18 protein-coding genes are annotated in these 24,656 nt (G+C 61.3%); 11 read left to right on the top strand and 7 right to left on the bottom strand.

The features are described from left to right. Positions 1 to 13 precede the first annotated feature (13 nt). From KP004_RS12540 to KP004_RS12515, 6 genes are all read right to left on the bottom strand, one after another. A complete protein-coding gene (locus tag KP004_RS12540) occupies positions 14 to 325 on the bottom strand; it encodes a DUF485 domain-containing protein (RefSeq protein ID WP_216798873.1) in 312 nt (103 codons plus the stop codon). A gap of 876 nt (positions 326 to 1,201) precedes the next feature. Then, a complete protein-coding gene (locus tag KP004_RS12535) occupies positions 1,202 to 2,248 on the bottom strand; it encodes a hypothetical protein (protein WP_216798872.1) in 1,047 nt (348 codons plus the stop codon). Positions 2,249 to 2,279: 31 nt separating this feature from the next. Then, entirely contained in the window at positions 2,280 to 2,531 is a 252-nt protein-coding gene (locus tag KP004_RS12530; protein WP_012529954.1) for a hypothetical protein, read from the bottom strand. Between the two features lie 71 nt (positions 2,532 to 2,602). Beyond that, entirely contained in the window at positions 2,603 to 2,800 is a 198-nt protein-coding gene (locus tag KP004_RS12525; protein WP_216798871.1) for a hypothetical protein, read from the bottom strand. Between the two features lie 375 nt (positions 2,801 to 3,175). Further along, positions 3,176 to 4,558: a sigma-54-dependent transcriptional regulator gene (locus KP004_RS12520; RefSeq protein ID WP_216798870.1), complete on the bottom strand. Its 1,383-nt coding sequence runs from the start codon at positions 4,556 to 4,558 to the stop codon at positions 3,176 to 3,178. Between the two features lie 36 nt (positions 4,559 to 4,594). Then, the gene (locus tag KP004_RS12515) at positions 4,595 to 6,565 is read right to left on the bottom strand and encodes a cache domain-containing protein (protein WP_216798869.1); all 1,971 of its coding nucleotides are present in this window, start codon (positions 6,563 to 6,565) and stop codon (positions 4,595 to 4,597) included. Between the two features lie 239 nt (positions 6,566 to 6,804). Here KP004_RS12515 and KP004_RS12510 point away from each other — a divergent pair, with 239 nt between their 5' ends. Further along, the gene (locus tag KP004_RS12510; protein ID WP_216798868.1) at positions 6,805 to 7,704 is read left to right on the top strand and encodes a DUF2156 domain-containing protein; all 900 of its coding nucleotides are present in this window, start codon (positions 6,805 to 6,807) and stop codon (positions 7,702 to 7,704) included. Between the two features lie 106 nt (positions 7,705 to 7,810). Here the strand turns inward: KP004_RS12510 and mnmH are convergent, their stop codons facing one another. Then, positions 7,811 to 8,839, bottom strand: a complete 1,029-nt coding sequence (gene mnmH / locus KP004_RS12505; RefSeq protein ID WP_216798867.1) for a tRNA 2-selenouridine(34) synthase MnmH — start codon at positions 8,837 to 8,839, stop codon at positions 7,811 to 7,813. A gap of 386 nt (positions 8,840 to 9,225) precedes the next feature. Between mnmH and secA the strand changes: the two genes are divergently transcribed. From secA to KP004_RS12455, 10 genes are all read left to right on the top strand, one after another. Further along, a complete protein-coding gene (gene secA / locus KP004_RS12500) occupies positions 9,226 to 12,108 on the top strand; it encodes a preprotein translocase subunit SecA (protein ID WP_216798866.1) in 2,883 nt (960 codons plus the stop codon). A 232-nt stretch (positions 12,109 to 12,340) separates the two neighbouring features. Next, a complete protein-coding gene (argJ, locus tag KP004_RS12495) occupies positions 12,341 to 13,516 on the top strand; it encodes a bifunctional glutamate N-acetyltransferase/amino-acid acetyltransferase ArgJ (protein WP_216798865.1) in 1,176 nt (391 codons plus the stop codon). An 87-nt stretch (positions 13,517 to 13,603) separates the two neighbouring features. Next, the gene (locus tag KP004_RS12490) at positions 13,604 to 14,011 is read left to right on the top strand and encodes a DUF2914 domain-containing protein (RefSeq protein WP_216798864.1); all 408 of its coding nucleotides are present in this window, start codon (positions 13,604 to 13,606) and stop codon (positions 14,009 to 14,011) included. Positions 14,012 to 14,089: 78 nt separating this feature from the next. Next, positions 14,090 to 15,226 carry a serine hydrolase domain-containing protein gene (locus tag KP004_RS12485; protein ID WP_437178129.1) on the top strand — a complete coding sequence of 379 codons (1,137 nt, stop codon included), beginning with the start codon at positions 14,090 to 14,092 and terminating at the stop codon, positions 15,224 to 15,226. Between the two features lie 237 nt (positions 15,227 to 15,463). Beyond that, positions 15,464 to 16,825, top strand: a complete 1,362-nt coding sequence (locus KP004_RS12480; protein ID WP_216798862.1) for a response regulator — start codon at positions 15,464 to 15,466, stop codon at positions 16,823 to 16,825. A 259-nt stretch (positions 16,826 to 17,084) separates the two neighbouring features. After that, entirely contained in the window at positions 17,085 to 19,751 is a 2,667-nt protein-coding gene (locus KP004_RS12475) for a valine--tRNA ligase (RefSeq protein ID WP_216798861.1), read from the top strand. A 96-nt stretch (positions 19,752 to 19,847) separates the two neighbouring features. Then, positions 19,848 to 20,672, top strand: a complete 825-nt coding sequence (locus KP004_RS12470) for a prepilin peptidase (RefSeq protein ID WP_216798860.1) — start codon at positions 19,848 to 19,850, stop codon at positions 20,670 to 20,672. A gap of 4 nt (positions 20,673 to 20,676) precedes the next feature. Beyond that, positions 20,677 to 22,158 (top strand): sensor histidine kinase, encoded by a 1,482-nt coding sequence (locus tag KP004_RS12465; protein ID WP_367620731.1) that lies wholly within the window; start codon positions 20,677 to 20,679, stop codon positions 22,156 to 22,158. Positions 22,159 to 22,260: 102 nt separating this feature from the next. After that, positions 22,261 to 23,628, top strand: coding sequence for a sigma-54-dependent transcriptional regulator (locus KP004_RS12460; protein ID WP_216798859.1), 1,368 nt, complete (start codon positions 22,261 to 22,263; stop codon positions 23,626 to 23,628). Positions 23,629 to 23,847: 219 nt separating this feature from the next. Continuing rightward, positions 23,848 to 24,642 carry a DsbC family protein gene (locus KP004_RS12455; RefSeq protein ID WP_216798858.1) on the top strand — a complete coding sequence of 265 codons (795 nt, stop codon included), beginning with the start codon at positions 23,848 to 23,850 and terminating at the stop codon, positions 24,640 to 24,642. Positions 24,643 to 24,656: the final 14 nt, after the last annotated feature.

The following is a 24,656-nucleotide window of genomic DNA, read 5'->3' as shown; positions in this document are numbered from 1 at the left end:
CTGTCCTCCTTTCCTAGAGATGTAATTCGTCGATCAGTTCCCTGGTCAACCGGTCAAAGTCCTTGTTGGCAACGTGGGAGTAGTAGAGTGCAATCCCCCAGGAGACGAAGAACTGGGAGAGTGCGAAGATGTACCCGAAGTTGACCGCGCCGATGATTTTGACCTTGAAGATCCCCGGTGTGTAAGCCGCCCCGATGGGGAGCAGGAAATAGTACACACAGGAGAAAATCCACCATCCGAAAAGGAAGGCCGTCTTCTTGTGATGTAGCTCCACGAACTTGGGATTTTTTGCGATTGCTTTCCAGTCGTACTGTTTTTCTGCCATGGTTGTCACTCCTTTCTCAGTAAGATGCGTTGCGGCGGCGTCCCGCCCCTCTGGTCTCAGTTCCCGATAAATCCCCCTTTCATAATTTCGTAAATTTCGTTTCTAAAACTGTCGGTGCTGTTTTGCCACAATTAGTTAAAGTGTTCTGTTTGAAGCGCTGCTTTGCAAGTTACTGTTTTTCATAGGGTGACTGGCTCAAATTTCCCGTTTGTCCGTTTCCGCCCCTCCCGCACCGTCTCCGGATTTTCCGTATACGTGAGAATGTTGTATCACATGATTTTCAAATGTACAATAAAAATAAACAGCGTTCTAAATAATTTGCGATCCGGAAACCCGCTTGTTTTATTATCTGGTCTGATGCAACTATTGTAAATGACAGCGTAAAAAAGGAAAGCGCACGGTAAATTATTTTTTATTATTGTTGGGTGCGTGAAGCCGGTTGCCGTTTTTGGGGTATTTCGTGGAGGTGTTTTGCTGGTCGCTCAAACGCTGTCGCACAATTGTGTAAAACAATTTCCGGACTCATTCTCGCTGCGAACTGCCACCACGGCAGCAGTACTATCCGGCACTGGGCAGCCGTTTCCCTGGAAGTGGCCGCATAAAGCCGTGGCGCGAGGTGAATGTGCCGACGTCAGATAGCGTTCCTGCTGCCGCTAATGACACGGATTATCAGTCGAAGTTAAGGGTGGTGATTGGACGGATTGTGTCAGACTGGAGTGATACTGAAGGTAGTAGTGAAGATTATGAAGAAACTGGCTAATTTGATATGACGCTGTTTTATTTATGCTGTATCTTACTGTTGCTGCGGCAAAAATAAAGGGAAATCCTGTGACGGATTTCCCTTTATAACTTGTACCATTCGGTTATTTACTTTGTTTATTTCTCCATTGACAGCCGGCGCGACGGCCCGTTCATGCGTATCGCCGCAGTGAACTCCATCCAGAAGATGAGATAGATGGAAACCATCAGGGAGAGCCCGATATTGGCGTTCTCCGGGCCCAGTGCCTTGGAGAGGATGGGCGAGGCGAAGCCGGCGCCCAGGGTCCCGGTGGCCCGCTCCAGGAGGTAGAAGACCGGCAGGGTGACCAGGGTTCCGGCGAACATGATGGCTATGCCGCGGCCGCGCTTCACCCAGTACTTGGGCGAGAAGCCGAACATCCGCATGAAGATCACCACCAGGATGATCCAGACCGAGTAGTCCACAGCGGCGTCGGGGAGGGCCAGCTTGTTCTTGACCAGGGCCACTTCGAGGATGGTGACGGCGAACAGCAGCACGAACATCCAGTTGAACTTCTCGTTGGCCTGGGTCTGCCAGTTGCGGCTGTCGGGAGCGGCGGTCTCCCGCATGGAGTGGTTCGGCGTCCCCAGTGCGGAGAAGAGGATGGCGAACCAGATACCGGCGTTGTGGAACAGAAGCGAAGCGTGGTTGCCTGCCACGTTGGCGATGCGGGACATGGGGTCCCGGGCGAAGTCGGCGGCGATGCGCATCAGGAACAGGTTCACGATCACCGAACACATGATGATCACGGTGAGGGTGAAAATGCGCCGCGGCAAAAGGTACGGGTCGATCCGGTCCGGGAAGCCCAGGATGAAGGCGAACCAGATCAGGTACATGATGAGCGGGATGCCGAGGCAGATGCCGTACACGGAGTTGCCGGCGAAGTCGCCGTTTTGCGCGTAGATGATGTACTTCTCGTCGTTGTCCGGGTCGGTGTTGACCGACTGCACCACTTCCTTGGGTACCTTTTTCACGTGGGGGAGAAGCCCCATGCCGTACCAGCCATGGTCGCCCTGGGTGGTGTCCACTACCCAGTACTGGTCCCCCATCATCTCGTCGAGTCCCTGGAAGATCCTCAGGGAAAAGGTCGCGCTGAGGACGACGACGACTAACAGAAGAATCACGTTTGACAGTTTCATCGGCATGTGACGTTCCTCCTAATCGGCGCCGGGCGCGTTATTCCTTGTGGGTGGTCCAGAACATGGAGACCGCGTTGGCGGCGAAGAGGCCATAGAGCCACATGGTGTTCCAGGCGGGTCCCGACCAGTGGCTGCCGCGCCCGCCACCGACCACGCCGGAGGCGATCACGATGCCGATCATGGCGGTGAAGGCTACCATGGCGACGGCGCGCAGGATCGCAGAGTTGCGCCAGGTATGCCGCTCCAACTCCTCAAGCCTCGAGAGCAGTTCAAGTTCTTTTTCACTCATCGCCGTTCTCCTTTTTCATGGAAATGCAGCCTGATGCGTTTGATTCGCCCCCGCCCGGTTTCACCCGTCGGCTACACCAGGCAGAGGTTGGAATCGAGTTGCCCGGCCGGCATCCGGTCGGACAGCTCCTGGTATTTGAGGCACTCCCGATAACGGCAGCTGCAGAAGGTGATGATCTGCTTGACGTCGTGCGGCGAGATGTAGCCGCAACCCACGTCGCAGTAATCATCGTTTTTGCCGAAGAAGGGGCAGACCGTAGCTTCCTGCATAGGACCTCATACCTTTTTACTACGTAAAGAAAGGGTGACGTAAACAGTGTTAGCAACTGGCGTACCAATTTGCCGTTTACTTGGCATTTCGGTTTTAAGTGTAATTATTTCGACGTGTTGCGAGGGTGGGATGGGCGGCGGTACGGATGGCGGGCGAGGGGATTTCGCAAAATCGCAAAGAAAGATTAAAGCCAGTCGGATCGGGAGCTAACGTTGTGCGGAGTGCCCGCTTCCCCGCAGGGAGCTGTAAGGTGGCGTGAAAACGTGTGTTTGTGGTGTGGCGGGAGGTGGGGCGCTTGAATTTGCAGGCATGCAAGTGGGGCGGACCTCTTTTTTGCAATGCTGCAAAAGCGGCCGCCCCTTTTTTCCCGGGGCTCAGCTGTTGTACTCGTCCTTGCGGATCCCGTATTTCTTGATCTTGCGGTAGATGGTGGCCATGTTGGTGCCGGCTTCCTTGGCGGCGGCCTCCACGTTCCCCTGGTTCTTGCGCAAAAGACCCCTGAGGTACTCGGTCTCGAAGCGCATCAGCGCCTTGGAGTATTCCCCTTCTTCGGTGAGCGCCTCGCCGGCGGTATCGGTGGGGACCACCTCGATGAACTGGGACAGCACCGGCAGGGTGATGTAGTCGCTGCTTTCCATGGCGATGCAGGCCTCGATCACGTTCTTGAGCTGCCGGATGTTCCCCGGCCAGGGAAACTCCACCGCGGCCTCCATGGCATCGTGGGTGAGCCCCTTGATGTGGGTGCCGAACTTCGAGTTCTGCAGCGAGATGAAGTGCGCGGCCAGCAGGGCGATGTCGTCCCTGCGCTGGCGCAGCGGGGGGAGGTGGATGTTGACCACGTTCAGGCGGTAGTAGAGGTCCTCGCGGAACTCACCCGCCTTTACCCCCTGCTTCATGTCGGCGTTGGTGGCGGAGAGGATGCGGACGTCGACCTTGGTCGGGGTCGGGTCGCCCAGCCGGTTGAACTCCTGCTCCTGGAGAAAGCGCAAGAGGGTCTTTTGCACCGTCATGGGGAGGTTGCCCACCTCGTCGAGAAAGAGCGTGCCGCCGTCGGCGGTCTCCAAAAGGCCGCGCCGGTTCTCGGTGGCGCCGGTGAAGGCCCCCTTCTTGTAGCCGAAGAGCTCGCTCTCCAATAGCGAAGCGGGGAGGGCGCCGCAGTTGATGGCGACGAACTTCTTCTCCTTTCTCGGAGAGTTGTAGTGCACCGCCTGGGCGATCAGCTCCTTGCCGGTCCCGGACTCGCCGGTGATGAGCACCGACGTGTCGCGCACGGCGAGTTTCTCCACCCGCTCCAGCACCTCCTTGAGAGCCGTGGAGGCGCCGATGATGTTGCCGAAGTTGAAACGGCCGACCAGCTCCTCGCGCAGCTCGCGGTTCTCCTCCATGAGGCGGGTGTGCTGCAGCGCGTTCTTGACCCGGTACAAAAGCTCCTCGGGCTCGAACGGCTTGGTGAGCATGTCGTAGGCCCCTTTTCTCAGGGCCTGGATCGACATCTCCACGGTGGCGTAGGCGGTGACCATGATCACCGGTATGGCGGGGTCCTTCTGCTTCACCTTCTGCAGCAGTTCCAGCCCGTCCATGCCGGGCATCTTGATGTCGGTGACCAGGAGGTCCCACTGGCCGGCCTGGAAGCTCTCGGCGGCCTCGAAGCTCCTGGTGAACGCGGAGACCGCGTAGCCGTTGTCCGAGAGGACCGCCTCCATCATCCGGCACAGCCCCTCCTCGTTGTCTACCAGCATCACTCGTTTCTTGGTCATGGACCTACTCCGTCAGCCGCGCTGGGCGGTGGTTTGTCAGCAGTATTCGTCCCTTTTCAGGGGGAGGCGTACCTCGACCGTGGTGCCGGCACCGATTTCGCTTTCGATGCCGATCTTGCCATGATGCTGCTCCACGATCTGCCTGGTGATGGCGAGTCCCAGTCCCGTCCCTTTCACCTTGGTGGTGAAGAACGGCTCGAAGATCTTCTCCATGTGCTCGGGCGAGATACCTGCGCCGTTGTCGCGGAACTTGAGGCTCACCCACTCTTCGCCGCCGCGCTCGGTACTCACCACCAGCTCGCCCCCTTTCTGCATGGCGGCGCCCGCGTTCAGGATCAGGTTGATGGCCACCTGGCGCAGCTGGTCGCCGTCAACCATGATCGGCGGCAGGGAGTAGTCGAAGCTCTTTTTCACCGTCACGTGGTGCATGTCGGTGTGGTTCGCCGCGAAGTCCACGATCTGTTCCAGGAGGTCGTTGATGTCGGTCTCCTCGAGGACCGGCTGCGGCGTCCTGGCGTAGGAGAGGAGGTCCTGGACGATCTTCTTGCAGCGCTTGCTCTCGCGCTTTATCTCGTGGATGAACTTGTAGTTGGGGTCCTCCGGGGTGAGCTTCTTCTCGATATAGGCGGCGTAGCCCAAGATCACTCCGAGCGGGTTGTTGATCTCGTGGGCGACCCCCGAGGAGAGCACCCCCAGCGAGGCCATCTTCCCCTGCTGGGCGAGGTTCGCCTCCAACTCCTTGTTGTGCTTGATGATCCTGGTCATCCGGTTGAAGGCGTGGGCGAGCTCGCCCAGTTCGTCCTCGGACTCGACCGGCATGGTCTCGTCCAGTCTCCCCTGTTTGACCTTGCGGATCACCTCGATCATCCGGCTGATCGGCTCGGTCATCACGCGCGAGGCGAGCAGCACCATGAACACCGACAGCACCGAAACCAGGATGGTGAGCACCACCATGCTTTCCAGGATGCGCCCCTTGATGGCGTTGGCCTCCTGGTAGAATTCCTCCTCGTAGGAGCCGACCGCGACGATCCAGTTCCACGGCTCGAAGTACTCGTAACGCACGATCTTCATGCGCGGCGCCTCGTCACCCTTGTTCTTCCAGGGGTAGCGGATCCAGCCGTTTTTCCGCTCGCACATCTCCTTGATGAAGTGCTGGCCGTTGAAATCGACGGCGTTGAGGAAGTTGTGTCCCTCGCCGGTGGGGTGGATCATGAAGTTGCCGGAGCTGTCCATGGCGAAGATGTAGCCGGTCTTGCCCACCTTCTTGCTCTTGATCTTTTCCTTGAGCGCCTCGAAGGAGCGGCGCTCGAAGGCCAGGTCCTCGTAGGTTTCCTCGAGGTAGCCGCCGGCGGCGATGATCCAGTCCCATTCCTTGAAGTAGCGGTAGGCGACCACCTTCTTTCTGAGTGATTTGTCGCCCAGCGCCGCGTTCTTCCAGGGGTAGACGATGTAGAGCACTTCACCAGGCTTGGCGCGGTGCGCCTTCTCGATCATCTCCTTGATGAAGTAGCGGCCGGTCTCGTCCCGGCTCTCGGAGACGTTGGCCCCTTCCTGGGCCACGTGCACCTTCAGCTCGCCGCGGCTGTTCATGGCGTAGATGTAGCCGGTCTTGCCGACATTAACCTTGAGGAGCGCGTTTCTGGCCTCGCGCATGGCGCCGGCCAGGTCGGTGCGTCCGGATTTCTGCAGGTTGTGCTGGCTCTTGACCACGTTGTAGGCGAGCTCGCTTACCGTCTTCAGCTCTTCGTGAAAGGTCCGTTCCTTGTCCTGCTTGTAGACCTGGAACTGCTGGTAGTGGGAGTTCAGCAGGTCGACCGTGAACGAGGCCATGTGCTGCAGGTCGTCCTTACTGGTCTGGGTGATGCCGAGGTAGGCCTGCTTGGTCGAGATGTAGCCGATGATGCCGCCGACCAGGAAGATGGGGATGATCACCAGGGGGAGCACCAGGACCACCATCTTCCAGCGCAGTTTCAGGTTCTTTATGAAGTCGAAGAGATATCTCTGCACGGCTCCCCCGGAAAAATCCGTTTTCTTTTTACTGCCAATACCATTGACTCTCTCAGCGCGGGAGGGGTGCATTCTCTCTGTCATTACTGGCTTTGAGCTTTGCCAAACAGCTTTTTGCAAACACTACCGGTAGAGTATGCGCGATACTACCGTATACGGTATGGGAAATGCCAGTCCTTTTTTCGCAATTCTGCAAAAAAATGAGTATACTGAGACAGATTTTTCCCAGGAGAGAGCATATGGAGATCCCGCGCCACCCGCAGACCCGGGGCATCACCCTGGAGGACAAGCCCCTGTTGGACCGGCTCTTTGCCGAATTGCAGCCCCGCGTCTCGGAACTGACCTTTGCCAACCTGTACCTGTTCCGCAAGGTGCACGAGTACCGACTGACGCTCGTGGGGGATGCGGTTGTCGCCCTTGGGCGCGGCTATGACGGCTCCGCCTATTTTCTTCCCCCCTTTGGCGGCGACATCGCCGGCGCGTCGCGGAAACTGCTGGAGTCGGGACTCACCCTGTACGGTGCCGACGACCTGTTCCTGGCGTGCCATCTGGGCGGCGGTGACGGTGTCGAGGCGGTCCCGGACCGCAACAACTTCGACTACCTGCACCTGAAGGACGAGATGGCGCAGCTAAGCGGCAAGCAGTACCACAAGAAGAAAAACCGGGTGAACTACTTCCTGAACCGGCACCGGCACCAGGTGGAGATCCTGAACGACGGGCATCTCGCCGGTGCGCTGGCGCTGCTGGAAGAATGGGGGAGGGTGAGGACGGAGATCGTGCCGCGCGGGACGACGCAGGGGGGCTCGGTGCAGGGTGAAATCGAAGGGGCCGCGGAGGCGCTCAGGCTGTACCGGGAACTGGGGCTTTCCGGGGTGGTGATCCTGGTGGACGATGTGGTGCGCGGCTTTGCCCTGGGTGAGAGGCTGAACCGGGAGACCGCGGTCTGCCACTTCGAGAAGGGCGACCTCTTCATGGAGGGGCTCTACCAGTTGCTGGATCGGGAGTTTTCCCGGCTCCTGTTCACCGACTGCACTTATCTGAACCGGGAGCAGGACTTGGGCGAGGAGTCGCTTAGGCAGGCGAAGCTTTCCTATCATCCGGTGGAGTTGCTGGCGAAGTATCGGGTGAGGAAGATCTAGTCCCCCTCCCCCCGGAGGGGGGAGGCTGGGAGGGGGGAGCACGTGGCGATCAAAAGTCCCCCTCCCTGTCCCTCCCCCTCCAGGGGAGGGGACGTCGCGATGACGTTTACCTCTCGGGCAGGAGCGATGTAAGGCGCTGTTCCAGTTCTTCGGCGGCACGATCGAAATCTTCCATGTCCAGCTGGTAATCCGCCTCCCAGGTCCGGTTCTTGTAGTAAACCTTGTCGTAGTAGTCGCAGACCAATCCTTTCATGAATTCATCCATCTCCCAGCGCTCCAGGTTTTCGGCCAGCTCATCGCACCGCTTTCCGCCCAGCTTCTTCCTGATACGCTGCAGCGCGACGCCCATCTCTTCCTTGTACTCGGGGAGGCCATACTCCTCGATCAGCCTGGCCACCCGGGTCTCGAGGCTCGCGTGGCACCACACCCTAATCCCCTGAGCCATCTTCTGGTAGAAATCCCCCGGCAGCGAAACCCGGCCGATGCGCTCACTCTCGCCTTCTACGATGAGCGGCTGTCCTGCGGGTGCCTTGCGGCAGGCGTCCCACAAAAGCGACTCGAACCGCTTCTGGGTGAGGTTCTGGTTCAGGCCCAACTGACCGAAGGCGGAGCCGCGGTGGCAGGCCAGCCCCTCGAGGTCGATCACGGAGTTGCCCCGTGCCTCAAGGCGCTGCAACAGGGTGGTCTTGCCGATACCGGTCATACCGTGCAGCACGACGAGCGGCGTCGCGGGGAGGTAGGGGTTGAAGTATTCGCCGACCACGTGGCGGTAGCTCTTGTAGCCGCCGATCAGCTGGGTCGCCTTCAGCCCGGCCAGGTCGAGGATGGAGGTGACGGTCTTGCTGCGCAGCCCGCCGCGCCAGCAGTAGACCAGGATGGGTTTTCCGGCGGCGCTGTCGGCGATGTAGCGCACCATCTCCGGGAAGCGGTGCGCGGTCAGCTCCAGCCCGCGCCGGCGCGCGGCATAGGGGCCGGACTCCTTGTGCAGGATGCCGATCTCGACCCGCTCCTCGTTGGTGAGCAGGGGGACGTTGATGGCTCCGGGGATGTGGTCTTCTTCGTATTCCAGGGGGGTGCGGACGTCCACCAGCAGGTGGCTTTCCAGCAGTTCTTCGTTAAACGGGGTCGTTTCCACGTACACAGGCTCCTTTTTTTGGCGGGCTCATTATAGAGAGGCGCCGCATCGATTGCAATAAGGAGGGGCGAATAAATTATTCCTGACTAGCCCCCGAAAGTGCCTGCTGCGGTCTATTGTCGGTGAGAAAGCGCCCCTCCCCCTGGAGGGGGGAGGCTGGGAGGGGGGAAGCGGGATCGAGCCGGTACGCTCCCCCTCCCTGTCCCTCCCCCTCCGGGGGCGGGGACGCTTCGGCAACTTTCTCAGAAGCGATGATCTTCCGGCAAGATGCCTAAGGCGCGCAAATCCCTCATAGCAGGCGCCTTTTCAGTTGAGGGTTTCTCACTTTTGTGGTAGCGTACACTGTTTTTTTTCATCCTGTTTTCACGGCTAAGGAGATTTCATAGATGTTTGGCGCGCTTATAAAGAAGTTTGTCGGGAGCAAGAACGAGCGGGAACTGAAGCGTCTCTGGCCCATCGTGGATCGCATCAACCAGCTGGAAGCCGAGATGGTCAAGCTCTCCGACGACGAGCTGCGCGGCAAGACCGCCCAGTTTAAAGAGCGCTACGCCAAGGGGGAGAGCCTGGACTCCATGCTCCCCGAGGCGTTCGCCGTCTGCCGCGAGGCGGGCAAGCGCGTGCTCGGTATGCGCCACTTCGACGTGCAGCTGATCGGCGGCATGGTGCTGCACTCCGGCAAGATCGCCGAGATGAAGACCGGCGAGGGCAAGACCCTGGTGGCGACCCTCCCGTCCTACCTGAACGGCATCTCCGGCAAGGGCGTGCACGTGGTCACCGTCAACGACTACCTGGCCAAGCGCGACGCCGACTGGATGGGGCGCATCCATAAATTCCTGGGGCTCTCGGTCGGGGTGATCGTGCACGGGCTGGAGGACTGGGAGCGCCGCGAGGCCTATGCCGCCGACGTCACCTACGGCACCAACAACGAGTTCGGTTTCGACTACCTGCGCGACAACATGAAGTTCGACCTGGCCGATTACGTCCAGCGTCCCTTCAACTTCGCCGTCGTCGACGAGGTGGACTCCATCCTCATCGACGAGGCGAGGACGCCGCTCATCATCTCCGGTCCCACCGAGGACTCCACGGACAAGTACTACATCATCGACCGCATCATCCCCATGCTCAAGAAGGGCGAGGTGATCGAGGTCGAGGCCAACACCCTCTCCGGCAAGAGAAAGACCTACACCGGCGACTTCACCGTCGACGAGAAGGCGAAGAGCGCCTCCCTCACCGAGGAAGGGGTGCTCAAGGTCGAGCAGCTTCTGAAGATCGACAACCTCTACGATCCCCGGAACATGGAGATCCTGCACCACACCCAGCAGGCACTCAGGGCGCACGCCCTGTTCAAGCGCGACGTGGACTACGTGGTGCGCGACAACGAGGTGCTCATCGTCGACGAGTTCACCGGCCGCCTCATGCCGGGGCGCCGCTGGTCCGACGGCCTGCACCAGGCCATCGAGGCCAAGGAAGGGGCGAAGATCGAGAACGAAAACCAGACCCTCGCCACCATCACCTTCCAGAACTACTTCCGCATGTACGAGAAGCTCTCGGGCATGACCGGTACCGCGGACACCGAGGCGGAGGAGTTCCACAAGATCTACAAGCTGGACGTCGTGGTCATCCCGACCAACCGCCCGCTGCTGCGCCCCGACTTCCCGGACGTGATCTACAAGACCGAGCGCGAGAAGTTCAACGCGGTCATCGGCGAGATCAGGGAACTGCACGCCAAGGGGCAGCCGATCCTGGTCGGCACCATCTCCATCGAAAAGTCCGAGCAGTTAGCCGAGCTCATGAAACGCGAAGGTATCCCGCACTTCGTCCTCAACGCCAAGCAGCACGAGCGCGAGGCGGAGATCGTGGCCCAGGCCGGGCGCAAAGGGATGGTGACCATCGCCACCAACATGGCCGGCCGCGGTACCGACATCCTCCTCGGCGGCAACCCCGACGGCCTGGCGCGCCAGGAGTTCGGCGGCACACCGGAGGTGAAGGCGGAGGCGTTCGCGCAGGCGTTCGCCAAGGCGCAGGGCGAGGGTGGGGCGAACAAGGAACTGCTCCAGGCGCTGGAGCGGGATTTCCCCGGGAGCTCCGCCGCCGTCGCCGGTTACCTCGAGCAGAATGAAGAGATCGATTTCGATGAGCTGCAGGAACTGGTAATCCCGGTATTCAAGAAGCAGTTCGACGCAATCGTCGACAAGTACAAGCCGACCTGCGCCGTCGAGCACGACGAAGTGGTTGCCCTGGGCGGCCTGCACATCCTGGGCACCGAGCGCCACGAGTCGCGCCGCATCGACAACCAGCTGCGCGGCCGTTCCGGCCGTCAGGGCGACCCGGGCTCCTCGCGTTTCTACCTCTCGCTGGAGGATGACCTCTTGCGCATCTTCGGCTCCGAGCGCGTCTCCATGATCATGGACAAGCTGGGCATCGAGGAAGGCGAGGCGATCACCCACGGCCTGATCACCAGGGCCATCGAGAATGCCCAGAAGAAGGTCGAGGCACACAACTTCGAGATCAGGAAGCACCTGATCGAGTACGACGACGTCATGAACAAGCAGCGCGAGGTGATCTACACTCAGCGCAAAGAGATCCTTGCCGGCAACGAGATCAGGAAGAGCTTCGTCGGCATGCTGGACGAGACCGTGACCGACGTGGTCCAGGCCTTCGTCATCGACCGCACCCCGGCGCGCGAGTGGGACTGGCAGGGGATCACCGACACGACGTTCCGGCTGTTCGGGTTCAACCTCGACCTCACCCCGGAGCTCTTTGACCGCATCACCCCGGTGAACTTCGAGGATACGCTGAGAAGCGGCACCCGCGATCGCTTCAACCAGAAGGTGAACGAGTTCGGCGACGAGCTCATGGATCACCTGATCAAGGTGATCATGCTCCAGGTCATCGACACCCAGTGGAAGGATCATCTCCTTTCCATCGACCACCTGAAGGAGGGGATCGGCCTGCGCGGCTACGGCCAGAAGGACCCGAAGCAGGAGTACAAGCGCGAGGCATACCAGCTGTTCATGGACATGATGAACAGGATCCGTCAGGAAGTGGTGGAGAAGATTTTCTGGGTCCAGGTGGGGACCGAGGAGGACATCGAGCAGTACGAGCTGGAGCAGCCCAAGCCGCAGAAGATGGTCTTCAACCTGGTGGAAGAAGAGGAAGAAGAGGATCACGGCAAGGGTGGTCCCGCCAAGAGCGCAAGGAACGCCGGGCGCAACGAGCCCTGCCCCTGCGGCAGCGGCAAGAAGTACAAGAAGTGCTGCGGCAAGTAAGAAGCCGTTCAACGTTCAACGTTCGACGTTAAAAACTACAGCGCTGCTATTTGACAGACGTGTTGATGTTGATCATGTCCGGCTGTAGCAGGTGTGGCTCAGTTGAGCATTGAACGTGAACGTGACTCACCGGCTCTTGCCGTCCACAGGTAGCCGTACCGGTCCGTTGACCGTCAGGCAACCCGCTTTATCGAACATTGAACGTTGAACGTTGAACCGTTTTGGAGGTTCTATGAAAGGTTTTCGCTTTTCCGCCGTCGAGGCGGCCATCAAGAAGCCGGGGCGGCTCGACCTGGCACTGATATTCTCTGATTTCCCCGCCCAGGTGGCGGCGGTCTATACCACCAACAAGGTGCAGGCGGCACCGGTCATCATCTCGCGCCAGCGCTCGCAAAACGGCAAGTGCCGCGCGCTTTTGGTCAACAGCGGCAACGCCAACGCCTGCACCGGCGAACAGGGGATGACGGACGCCCTCGAGTGCGGCAGGAAAACCGCCGAGGCCCTGGGACTCTCCGACGAGGAACTGCTGATCGCGTCGACCGGCGTCATCGGTCAGCCGCTCCCCATGGAGCGCTTCCGGAAAGGCATCCAGCCGCTCGTGGACGGCCTCGACCACGGCACGCTGGACGACGTGGCCAAGGCGATCATGACCACGGACACCTTCGAGAAGATCGAGCGCCGCACCGGCGAGGCCGGCGGCAAGCCCTACAGCATCTGGGGCATCGCCAAGGGGGCCGGGATGATCCATCCCAACATGGCCACCATGCTCTCGTTCCTGGTCACCGACGCCGAGGTTGACGGCGAGTTTTTAAAGAGCGCCTTCGCCCAGGCGGTGGACGGCTCCTTCAACGCCATCACGGTGGACAACGATACCTCCACCAACGACACTGCCGTCATTTTCGCCAACGGCGCCGCGGGCAACGCCGCCATCAAGGGGGGGACCCCGGAAGGGAACGCTTTCGCCGCGCTCCTGCACGACGTGCTCCTCTCCCTGGCCAAACTGATCGTGAAGGACGGCGAGGGGGCGACCAAGTTCGTCGAGATCAGGGTGAAAGGGGGCGCCAGCCAGGCCGACGCCAAGAAGGCCGCGCTCGCCGTCGCGAACTCCATGCTGGTCAAGACCGCCTTCTTCGGCCAGGACGCCAACTGGGGCCGCATCATCGCCGCGATCGGATACTCGGGCGCGCAGGTGGAACAGGAGCGGGTGGAAATCCGCTTCGACGACGTCGTCATGGCGACCGGCGGCGTCTTCGCCGGCGGCGACGCCGAGGCGGCCGGCACCCGCGTGCTGCAGCAAAAGGAATTCAAGGTCACCATCGACCTCAAGATCGGCGGCGGTGAGGCCGTAGTCTACACCAGCGACCTCTCCTACGACTACGTCCGGATCAACGCCGACTACAGGACCTGATACGCACTGACGCTGCCGCTTCCCCCCCGGGGGCGGCACCGGCTTAAAGCCGGCATCTCACTCTCCGCAAACGCTGCTGGAGGCACAATGAGCCGTACCACGATGCTTTCGATCGCAACCGCTGTACTGTTGGCAACCCTCGCCGGCTGGAGCCAGTCGTGGGCGGGCGACCTGAAAATCACCGAGATGGCGGTCACCACCAAGATCGTCAAAGGAAACCCGATCGACTCGGTGCGCCGCATCTCGTCCACCTCGGTCAAGGCGCTCTACTGCTTCACCAGGTTCACCGCCCCCGAAGACACGGACACCACCATCAAGCAGATCTGGTACCTCAACGACGAGGCGGTGGCGGAATACGAACTGCCGGTCAAGGGGGCGCACTGGCGCACCTACAGCCGCAAGGTGGTGGAAAAGGGACTCTCCGGCGAATGGCGCTGCGACGCGGTGGACAGCGAAGGGAAGGTCCTCAAGTCGATCAGTTTCAGGATGAATTAAACAGGGCAGCAACCAGCAAGGACCGAGAGAGTCACATTGAGATTGAACACGTATTTTAGGGAGCGCCTGCGCTTCCTTTTGAGCAGTATCTACGGCTGCCTGTTGGTCATCTTCCTCGCCACCGCCTGTCACGCCGCCGACCAGCCCCGCATCGATTCCCTGATGAACGAGGCCATGGGGCGCAACCTCATCGCCGGCGGGGTCGTCCTCATCGGCAACCGGGACAAGATCCTCTTCGAGAAGGCGTATGGACGCCTCTCCCCGTTCCCCGACGCACCTCCCATGGCGACCGACACCATCTTCGACGTCGCCTCGCTGACCAAGGTCATCGCCACCACCCCCTCGATCCTGAAGCTGGCGGAAGAGGGGAGGATCTCCCTGCTCGACCCCATCACCAAATGGTTTCCGGAACTGGCAGGAAAGGGTAAGGACGCGGTCCTGGTCATGAACCTTCTGACCCACACCTCCGGGCTGGACGACATCCCTCTTTCCAGCGTGACCCCTATGCAGAGCGCCATCGAAGGGGCCGCTGCCCAGAAGCTCAAGGGGGAGGTGGGAAGCCGCTTCCGCTACGCGGATCTGAACTTCATCCTGCTGGCCGAGTTGGTGCGGCGCGCCACCGGCGCGCCCCTCGACCTCTACGCGCAGGTCTCCTTCTACCGTCCGCTGGGGATGGCCGACACCGCGTTCCATCCCAAGGAGACGGCGCGCTGCTCCGGCACGATCAGCGACGAGCGCGTTCTCTTCGGGGAGCCCCAGGACTACCTCTGCCGCCAGTTGGGTGGGGTGGCCGGCCACGCCGGTCTCTTCGCCACCGCCCGGGACCTGTCCCGCTTCTGCCGGATGATGCTCACCGGAGGCACCCTGGACGGTAGGCGCGTCCTCGCCAGGCGCACCGTGGACCAGATGACCGCCCCTTACTTCTCGCGCGGCGGGACGGTAGTCAGGGGGCTGGGATGGGACATATCTTCGCCCTTTTCCGCACCCCGCGGACAGGGGTTCTCCCGGGTCTCCTTCGGTCACACCGGGTACTCCGGTTCGTCGATCTGGATCGATCCCGCCACCGACACCTTCGTCATCCTGCTCACCTCGCGCCTGGAATACAAAAAGGTGCATGAGATCAATAAATTGCGTGGCGATATCTCGACCCTTGCCGCTCAGATCTTCGGCATTCCCGTCGAGTTCGGCGACATGGCCCGTTTCAATGATGAGTGATTAATAAGAAAGGGCAAAAACCTTGACACCCTACGCCCTTTATGCTAGCTTTTTTTACCATTTTTAGTGTCATACTGGATATATTTGCGCCTTATTGTGACTGCCGTTCCTGTCAGTCCCATGCACCGGAAATCCTGTGAGCCAATTTGCGGGATGATCTCTGTTACAGTCGGACGACTCGAATTTGTCGTGGCAACATAACTCCTGAAGTAAGCTTCGTAAGTAGAGGGGGGATCGATGGGCAATAGACTGCTCCTCGCCGATGACAGCATCACCATCCAGAAGGTCGTGGCGATCATCTTCGCCAATGAGGAGTTTGAACTGACCGTTGTCGACAACGGTACTGCTGCCCTTGACAAGGCGCGGGAGACCAAGCCGGACGTGATGCTGGTTGACGCGTTGATGCCCGGCAAGACCGGCTACGAGGTCTGCGCCGAGATCCGGCGCGATCCGGCGCTGGGCGCGGTTCCCATCATCCTGCTGATCGGCGCGTTCGAGCCGCTGGACGAGGAGAAGGCGCGCGAATGCGGCGCCGATGCCACCATCTCCAAGCCCTTCGAATCGCAGCAGTTGATCGACCGGGTCAAGGAGATGCTGGAAGTGGGCAAGACCCGCAAGACCGCTCCTCCGGTAGCGCAGCCCGCAGCACAGCCGGCAGCCCCGGCGGCCGCAGCCGAAGAGATCTGGGGTGACCTCTCCTCCCTGGATGCCATGGCCCCGGCACCTGCCGCTCCCGCACCTGCGGCCGCACCTGCCGCGGCCCCGGCGCCCGCCCCGGAAGACATCTGGGAGAGCGTCGGACTCGAGACCGAACCCGCTTGGGAGGCCCCCGCCGCAGCGCAAGAGCCCGCCTGGGAGGCTCCGGTCGCCCCGGCGCAGCCCGCAGCCGCCGCCCCTGCCGCGCAGGTCGAGGCGGTCGAGGCGAGCATGGAAGACGACCTTTGGGGTGCCTTCGAGCTGGAGGAGGAGACTCCTGCCGCTGCCGTCGAGGCACCGTCCGAGCTGTTCGGGGTCGTGGAGCCTGAGGCAGGTGGCGAGGCCGAGTTCGAGGCTGAAGAGATCTTCAACTTCGACGATGCGGAAGAGATCGAAGAAACCGGGCCGGCGCTCGAACTGGAAGAGCCCGCCGTCGATTCCTCGCTCACCGTAAGCGAGGAAGAGTTCTTCGCCTTCAGCGAGGAGCAGGAAGCAGCGACGGCCGCGGTAGCCGCAGAGGTACCGGCGCAGGCCGAGACCCAGGCCGAGGCCGAGGCTTTCGGGGTGCCGGAGTACGAACCCTTCGAGTTCGAGGTGGAGGAACCCGCGCCGCAGGCCGCAGCGCCGGTCGCACCGGCCGCACCTGCCGCACCGGCCGCACCGGCTCAGCCCGAACCGGTGGTGGCGCCCGCCGCAGTGCCCCCCGTTCAGGCGGCAGCCCCGCAAGCCGCAGCCGCACAGCCGGCTGCCGTTCCCGAACTTACCGAGGACCAGCTGGTGGCGGCACTCTCCAAGGTGTCCCGCGAGGTGATCGAGAGGATCGTCTGGGAAGTGGTGCCTGACCTCGCCGAGGTGATCATCAAGGAAGAGATCAGGAAACTGAAGAGCGGCGTACGCGGTTAAGGCGGACGTCTCTCGCGCATCCGCTTATGAAACAGGGGATTTCACGATCCCCTTTTTTCATAGCTGAGGCAGCAGCTGCAGGCAGCAAACTTTCCCGCAAGCGTTCCCGCCCCCGGAGGGGGAGGGACAGGGAGGGGGATGTCGCTTCATGGCTACTGCCTTCCCCCCTCCCATCCTCCCCCCTCCGGGGGGAGGAGCTAGAAGCACGTTTCGCGGGGGCCACCCCTGCTAAAGCATTTTTCCCCATGAGGTAGATTAGATGGCAAACAAAGAGCTGGAAAAGGTTTACGAGCCGAAAAGCGTTGAGCAGAAGTGGTACCAGGAGTGGGAAGGGAAGGGGTACTTCCACGCCACCGTCCCCTCCGACAAGCCGGGCTACTCCATCGTCATCCCCCCCCCGAACATCACCGGCGTGCTGCACATGGGCCACGCCCTGAACAATACCCTGCAGGACATCCTGTGCCGCTGGAAGAGGATGAGCGGCTACAACGTGCTCTGGATGCCGGGCACCGACCACGCCGGGATCGCGACCCAGAACGTGGTCGAGCGCCAGCTGGCCGCCGAAGGGAAGGATCGCTTCGAGCTCGGCCGCGAGGGGTTCATCGAGCGGGTCTGGCAGTGGAAGGGTGAGTCCGGTGGACAGATCATCGGCCAGCTGAAGCGCCTGGGCGCGTCCTGCGACTGGGAGCGCGAGCGCTTCACCATGGACGCCGGCCTCTCCAAAGCGGTGCGCGAGGTGTTCGTGCGCCTGTACGAAGAGAAGCTCATCTACCGCGACAACCGCCTGATCAACTGGTGCCCGCGCTGCCATACCGCGCTCTCGGATATCGAGGTCGAGCACGAGGATAAGGCGGGGAATCTCTGGCACCTGCGCTACCCGGTGGTGGGAAGCGACGAGTACGTGGTGGTCGCCACCACACGTCCCGAGACCATGCTGGGCGATACCGCCGTGGCCGTGCACCCCGAGGACGAGCGCTACAGCCACCTGATCGGCAAGAAGGTCATGCTGCCGCTGGTGAACCGCGAGATCCCGGTCATCGGCGACGACTACGTCGACCGCGAGTTCGGTACCGGCGTGGTGAAGATCACTCCGGCGCACGACTTCAACGACTTCGAGATGGGCCTGCGGCACAACCTGGACCGCATCAACGTCTTCGACGAGTCCGGCGTGGTCAACGCCGCCGGCAAGCAGTACGAGGGGATGGACCGCTTCGCCGCCAGGAAGCAGGTGGTGGCCGACCTCGAAGCAGCCGGGCTCCTGGAGAAGATCCAGGACCACGCCCTTTCCGTCGGCGGCTGCTACCGCTGCAAGACCGTGGTCGAGCCGTACATGTCCCTGCAGTGGTACGTGAAGGTTGGGCCGCTGGCCGAGCGCGCCCTGGGCGCCGTCAAGGACGGGCGCACCAAGATCGTGCCGCAGCAGTGGGAGAACACCTACTACGACTGGATGGAGAACATCCGCGACTGGTGCATCTCCCGCCAGATCTGGTGGGGACACCGCATTCCCGCCTGGTACTGCGACCACTGCGGCCACATCACCGTGGCCAAGGAAGACCCGACCGCGTGCAGCCAGTGCGGCTCCGACGAGATCCGCCAGGAAACCGACGTGCTGGACACCTGGTTCTCATCGGCCCTGTGGCCCTTCTCCACCATGGGGTGGCCGGAGAAGACCCCGGAGCTCTCCGCCTTCTACCCGACCTCCTGCCTGGTGACCGGCTTCGACATCCTCTTCTTCTGGGTGGCCCGCATGATGATGATGGGGCTGCACTTCATGGACGAGGTCCCCTTCACCGACGTCTACATCCACGCCTTGGTGCGCGACGCGCAGGGGCAGAAGATGTCCAAGTCCAAGGGGAACGTCATCGATCCGCTCACCGTGATCGACGCTTACGGCACCGACGCCTTCCGCTTCACGCTGGCCGCCTTTGCCGCGCAGGGACGCGACATCAAGCTTGCCGAGGAGAGGATCGCCGGCTACCGCAACTTCGCCAACAAGATCTGGAACGCATCGCGCTTCGCCATGATGAACCTGGAAGGTTTCGACCCGAACCAGGTCGACGTCGCGTCGCTCAAGCTTTCCAACGCCGACCGCTGGATCCTGTACCGCCTGAACGAGGCCGCCGGTGCGCTGGACTCCGCCCTGACCGGGTTCCGTTTCAACGAGGCCGCCAGCGAGCTGTACCGCTTCACCTGGAGCGAGTTCTGCGACTGGTACATCGAACTCGCCAAGGACGATCTCTACAAGGGCGACGCCGAGCGTCAGGCCGCGGCCAAGTACGTGCTCTGGCTGGTGCTGGAGAACCTTTTGCGCCTGTTGCACCCGTTCATGCCCTTCATCACCGAGGAGATCTGGCAGGCCCTGCCCAAGAAGAGCGGCGCCGCCGATTCCATCATGATTTCCGACTTCCCGACCCCGTGCGAGGAGTGGGCGGGCTACGCCTCCGCCGCCGCGGAGATGGAACTGGTCATGGAGGTCATCAAGGGGATCAGGAACATCAGGGGCGAGATGGAAGTGGCCCCGAGCAGGCAGATCGCCGCGATCCTCGACTGCAAGTCCGAGGCGAGCCTCAAGCTGCTCAAGAAGAACGAGGTATACGTCATGAGCCTGGCCCGTCTCTCCGACCTCGCCATCGGTCAGGGCATCGAGCGTCCTGCCGAGGCCTCCTTGCAGGTGGCCGGCGACGTCGAGATCATCGTGCCGCTCAAGGGGCTCGTCAACGTCGAGGAAGAAGAGAAGCGTCTCAACAAGGAGATCGCCAAGATCGAGAAGGACATTGAGTTCCTCTCCAAGAAGCTGGAGAACCCGAGCTTCATCGAGCGTGCTCCCGCCGACGTAGTCGAGAAAGAGCGCGAGAAGATCGCCGATTTCGGCAACAAGAAGAAGCTCCTCCAGGAGAGCCTGGAGAAAATTCTGAGGCTTAAGTAAACGTCCCCCTCTTTTGTCTGACTAGTCTGACCAGTCCGACTGGTCAGACTGGTCAGACTGGTCAGACAAAGGAAACAGACACACCACGAGGTCGCGTTGACTCCTTACATTGTTTACGCCGTATTCGCTTTCCTCTTTGGGGCCGTGGTCGGCTCCTTCCTGAACGTCTGCATCTGCCGGATGCCGCACGACGAGTCGGTGGTGTCACCCCCGTCGCACTGCCCCAAGTGTGACTACCAGATCCGCTGGTACGACAACATCCCGATCCTGAGCTACCTGCTGCTCGGCGGGAAGTGCCGTTCCTGCAAAACCCCGATCTCGATCCAGTACCCGCTGGTCGAACTCTTAAACGGCCTGCTGTCCCTGGCCCTCTTCTTCAAGTTCTTCCCACAGCGCCTGTTCGAGGAAGGGGCCCCCATCCAGTCCCTATTCACCGGGATGTTCTACTTCGGCGTGCTTTTTATCTTCTGCAGCGCCCTGGTGGTGGTCACTTTCATCGACCTGGAGCACCAGATTATCCCGGACCGGATCACCCTGCCGGGCATCGTGCTTGGTTTCGTCGTGTCGTTCTTCATCCCGCAACTGGGGTGGCTCAATTCCCTGATCGGCATCGTGGCCGGAGGGGGCAGCCTGCTCCTCATCGCCTGGGTCTACCAGGTGGTCGCCAAGAAAGACGGCATGGGAGGGGGCGACGTCAAGCTTTTGGCCATGATGGGAGCCTTCCTCGGCTGGAAGTCGATCCTGTTCATCGTCTTCGTTTCTTCTCTGCTGGGGTCGATCATAGGCGTGACCCTGATGTTGATCCGCAAGAAGGATTCCACGCTCGCCATACCGTTTGGCCCGTTCCTGGCCGGAGCGGCTGTACTCTACGTCTTCTACGGCAGGCGCATCATCCACTGGTACCTGAACATGGGAGGCTGAAACGGTGGCTACGAGACCATTCCGTTTCAGCCTCACCTTCTACATCCTCTCCGCCTTGAGCATGCTGCTTGTGCTCACCTGGCTCCTACTCTCTCTCATATCCTTCAGAACAGCTGAAAAGGACCTGCTCGACCAAAGCGGCGACGAAGCGCGTCTGCTTCTTTCCAGCATCGTGCTCCTGCTGCCACGTCCAATTGCCCCTCCCGAGCCGGGTTCTCCAGCTTCCAAATATATAGACCACCTCCGGAACCATCGGCGTTTTGAGGGGTTGTTGATGGTCGACCACCTGGGGCGCAGGCTGTACGCCGTCTCCGACGACACGGTAGCCGACGCGACGTTGACGGAGGTGATGCGTTCCGGGCGCGGGGCCTTTCAAGTGGCCGCCGACGGCGGTTCCGGGATTTGCTACCTTCCGGTAATCGAGCAGGGGAAAGTGACCGGCGCGGCGCGGCTTACGGTGTCGCTGCTGGCTGCACAGGAGCGGCTGAGGACGTCGCGCCACCTGTTTATCGCCTACTTCGCGCTGGACTTTTTGCTGCTGCTGGCGCTGGGCTCGTACCTGCTGTCGCGGACCGTAGTGCAACCCATCAGGAGACTCGTCGGCGCCACCCGCAGAATAGCCGCCGGGGACCTCGGGGTTTCCGTCCAGGTTCCCGGGAGTACCGAGGTTGCTGAATTGTCCGATGCGTTCAACGGGATGATGGTTGCCCTCAGGGAGAAGAGGGTTGAAGTAGAGGAGAAGGTTGCGGCGCTGACGTGGGCGAACAAGGAGTTGGTCGAGGCACGAACGGAGGCGGTCCGGTCTGAAAAGATGGCTTCGGTCGGCCTCCTGGCGGCCGGGATGGCTCACGAAATCGGCACGCCGCTCGCGGCGATCATGGGGTACAGCGCCATCCTGGCAGAGGAGTTGACCGGGGACCCGGAAAAATCCGACTACCTGCGCCGTATCGACGAGGAGTCGAGGCGTATCGATCGGATCGTGCGGGGGCTCTTGGACTACGCCCGCCCCAAGCGGGTGCATTGGGAGGAGGTGGAGATCCGCGCCTTGCTGGAGAAGGTGGTGGAACTGCTGGCAGACCAGGGCGTGCTTAAGCACCTCGAGGTATCGATCGAGGTCGAGCCCGGGCTTGCCACGGTGCACGCCGACCCGCACCAGCTCGAGCAGTTGCTGATCAACCTCATCGTGAACGCGCGCGACGCGATGCCGAAGGGGGGCAAACTGTGGCTAAAGGGGAACCGGTCTGGAACCGAAGTGGTCATCGAGGTGGTGGATAACGGTGAAGGGATGCCCCCGGAACTGCTCAGCAAGGTTTTCGATCCATTTTTCACCACCAAGGAACCGGGTAAGGGAACCGGTCTTGGCCTGGCGATAGCTGCGCGCATAGCCGAATCCTGTGGGGGGAGGCTCGATGTACAGAGCGAACTCGGCAAGGGGAGCCGCTTTACCCTGACCCTCCCGGCCAGTGGACAAGGGGCTAGGGGCTAGGGGCTGGCGGCTGGCGGCTGGCGGCTGGCGGTTTTTTGCTTTCAGACCAGTCCGAGAAGTCCGACCAGTCTGACTGTCCGACTGTCTGACAAGGAGCAGATGTTGACCGAGAAGAAGAAAATTTTGGTGGTGGACGACGAGCCCAACCTGCGTCACATGCTCCAGGTCCTCCTGAAAAAGCAGGGCTACCAGGTCGAACAGTCCGCAGACGGGGCCGATGCCCTGGCCAAGGCGGGCGAGGGAAACTTCGCCTTCATCCTGTGCGACATCCGCATGCCGGTTATGGATGGCAAGAAGTTCCTGCTCGCCTGCACCGAATCCGGCATCGGCGCCACCATCATCATGATGTCCGCCTACGGTACCGTGGACGATGCCATCGAGTGCATGAAGCTCGGTGCCTACGACTACATCTCCAAACCCTTCAATAGCGACGAGATCTCCCTGGTGCTGAAAAAGGCCGAGGAACGCGAGCGGCTCAAGGACGAGAATCGCAGGTTGCGCGAGGCGGTACGGGGGCACGCCTTCCCCGACATCATCAGCAGAAACGACCGCATGGGCCGGATCATGGAGCTCGTCAAGAAACTTTCCGGGCACAAGACCACGGTCCTCATCCAGGGAGAATCCGGCACCGGCAAGGAACTGGTGGCGCGGGCGCTGCACTACTGCGGGGTGCGCCGCCAGGGCCCCTTCGTCGCCGTCAACTGCGGCGCGATACCCGCGGCCCTGCTGGAAAGCGAGCTCTTTGGGCACGTGAAAGGGGCGTTCACCGATGCCGGTCACGACAAGATCGGCCTCTTCGAGGAGGCCCACGGCGGAACCCTGTTTCTGGACGAGATAGGCGAGCTGCCGCTCGCGCTGCAGGTCAAGCTGCTGCGTGTGCTTCAGGAGGAGGAGATCCGCCGCCTCGGCGCCGCGGCCGCGCAAAAGGTCGACGTTAGGGTAGTCTCTGCCACCAGCAGGGACCTGGCCGGGGAAGTGGCGGCAGGAAGGTTCCGCGAGGACCTCTACTTCCGCATCAACGTGTTCGCCCTGTCCCTCCCTGCTTTGCGGGAGCGCGTCGAGGACGTGCCGCTTCTGGTTGACCATTTCCTGGAGAAGCACGGCGAACGGATGGGTATGCCGGGGGTGCACCCGACCCCGGAGGCGTTGCAGGCACTGGTCCGCTACAGCTGGCCTGGGAATGTGCGGGAGCTTGAAAACTGCATCGAACGAGGCCTCGTGCTCTGCGACGGGGCGACGCTGGGGCTTGCTTCCCTGCCGGAGGCGGTGCGTGCGTGCGCGGGGCAGGAGCATAGGGGCGTGGACCGTTCCGATTCACTGTCCATAAAGAAGGGGGCGGAGGCACTGGAGCGCCAACTGATCGTGCGTGCGCTGGAACAGACCGGTGGAAACCGCACCCACGCCGCGCGGCTTCTGGAGATCAGCCACCGGGCCCTGTTGTACAAGCTCAAAGAATACGACCTCGGATAGCGCCCGGCGCACGGCACCGGCAAGGTGGTGCCAATTTTTTGCAGAGTAGTCGCTTCTGCTATGAAAAAAATGCGTAGTTTTTTCCTGTGCCGCCGTGCTATGGTATGCCACAACTAACCGTATTGACGCTGAAACAGCCGGTCCAGCGCAACCGCGACGGTCAGGGCACGGTTGTTGCTCCCCCTGTCGGAGCAACGAAATCACCCACGAGGTAGTTGAATGTCCTTCGCAAAAAATCTCACCCGAATCTTTGCATACTGCTTCACGCTGGCCATTATTGCTTTTGCTGCACCCGCCTTCGCCATGTCGGAAGGATGCAGCGGGGACTGCGCGTCCTGTCACTCCATCACCCTGCAGGAGGCTACCGGCCTTCTGAAGGATATCGGGCCGGTGAAGGATGTGAAGCCGGCGCCGGTGCGCGGTCTTTACGAGGTCACTTTCGAGCAGGCTGGGCAGACCGGCACCGCTTACCTCGATTACAGCAAGAAGCACATCATCGCCGGCAAGGTCTTCGACATCGCCTCGCGGCAGCCGGTGGGGGGGGCGGCACAGCAGCCGAAAAAGGAGCGCAAGGAGCGCCTGGACCCCGCGACCCTCAGCACCGATCACGCCCTGATCCTGGGTAACCCGAAAGGGAAAAAGAAGCTGTTCGTCTTCACCGACCCGGAGTGTCCCTACTGCGCCAAAGCGCATCTGGAACTGAAAAAACTGGCGGCGCTGGAACCGGATCTCGCCATCTATATCAAGCTTTACCCGCTCAAGATGCACCCGAAGGCATTCGACAAGGCCCGGGTGATCCTGGCCAAAGGTTCCCTGGAACTTTTGGACAAGTCGTTCGCGGGCGAGCCCCTCCCTCCTGCCACGGATAAGGACCCGAAAAAACCGGTGGAGGAGACCATCAGGTTCGCCGAGTCCAACGGTATCCTCTCCACCCCCACGCTCGTTTTGTCCGACGGGCGCATTCTGGTGGGGTACAAGGATGCCGAAGCGATGCGCGAACTCTTGGCGAGGTAGTACCATGTATTTTC

The sequence above is a fragment of the Geomonas oryzisoli genome (genome assembly GCF_018986915.1).
In the GTDB taxonomy this organism is placed as follows: Bacteria; Desulfobacterota; Desulfuromonadia; order Geobacterales; family Geobacteraceae; genus Geomonas; species Geomonas oryzisoli.
This window is presented reverse-complemented; position numbering and strand designations above follow the sequence as displayed.

Coding starts and splice junctions, on each gene's coding strand:
- KP004_RS12540 (WP_216798873.1), bottom strand. CDS start 325: ATGGCAGAAAAACAGTACGACTGGAAAGCAATCGCAAAAAATCCCAAG.
- KP004_RS12535 (WP_216798872.1), bottom strand. CDS start 2,248: ATGCCGATGAAACTGTCAAACGTGATTCTTCTGTTAGTCGTCGTCGTC.
- KP004_RS12530 (WP_012529954.1), bottom strand. CDS start 2,531: ATGAGTGAAAAAGAACTTGAACTGCTCTCGAGGCTTGAGGAGTTGGAG.
- KP004_RS12525 (WP_216798871.1), bottom strand. CDS start 2,800: ATGCAGGAAGCTACGGTCTGCCCCTTCTTCGGCAAAAACGATGATTAC.
- KP004_RS12520 (WP_216798870.1), bottom strand. CDS start 4,558: ATGACCAAGAAACGAGTGATGCTGGTAGACAACGAGGAGGGGCTGTGC.
- KP004_RS12510 (WP_216798868.1), top strand. CDS start 6,805: ATGGAGATCCCGCGCCACCCGCAGACCCGGGGCATCACCCTGGAGGAC.
- secA (WP_216798866.1), top strand. CDS start 9,226: ATGTTTGGCGCGCTTATAAAGAAGTTTGTCGGGAGCAAGAACGAGCGG.
- argJ (WP_216798865.1), top strand. CDS start 12,341: ATGAAAGGTTTTCGCTTTTCCGCCGTCGAGGCGGCCATCAAGAAGCCG.
- KP004_RS12490 (WP_216798864.1), top strand. CDS start 13,604: ATGAGCCGTACCACGATGCTTTCGATCGCAACCGCTGTACTGTTGGCA.
- KP004_RS12480 (WP_216798862.1), top strand. CDS start 15,464: ATGGGCAATAGACTGCTCCTCGCCGATGACAGCATCACCATCCAGAAG.
- KP004_RS12475 (WP_216798861.1), top strand. CDS start 17,085: ATGGCAAACAAAGAGCTGGAAAAGGTTTACGAGCCGAAAAGCGTTGAG.
- KP004_RS12455 (WP_216798858.1), top strand. CDS start 23,848: ATGTCCTTCGCAAAAAATCTCACCCGAATCTTTGCATACTGCTTCACG.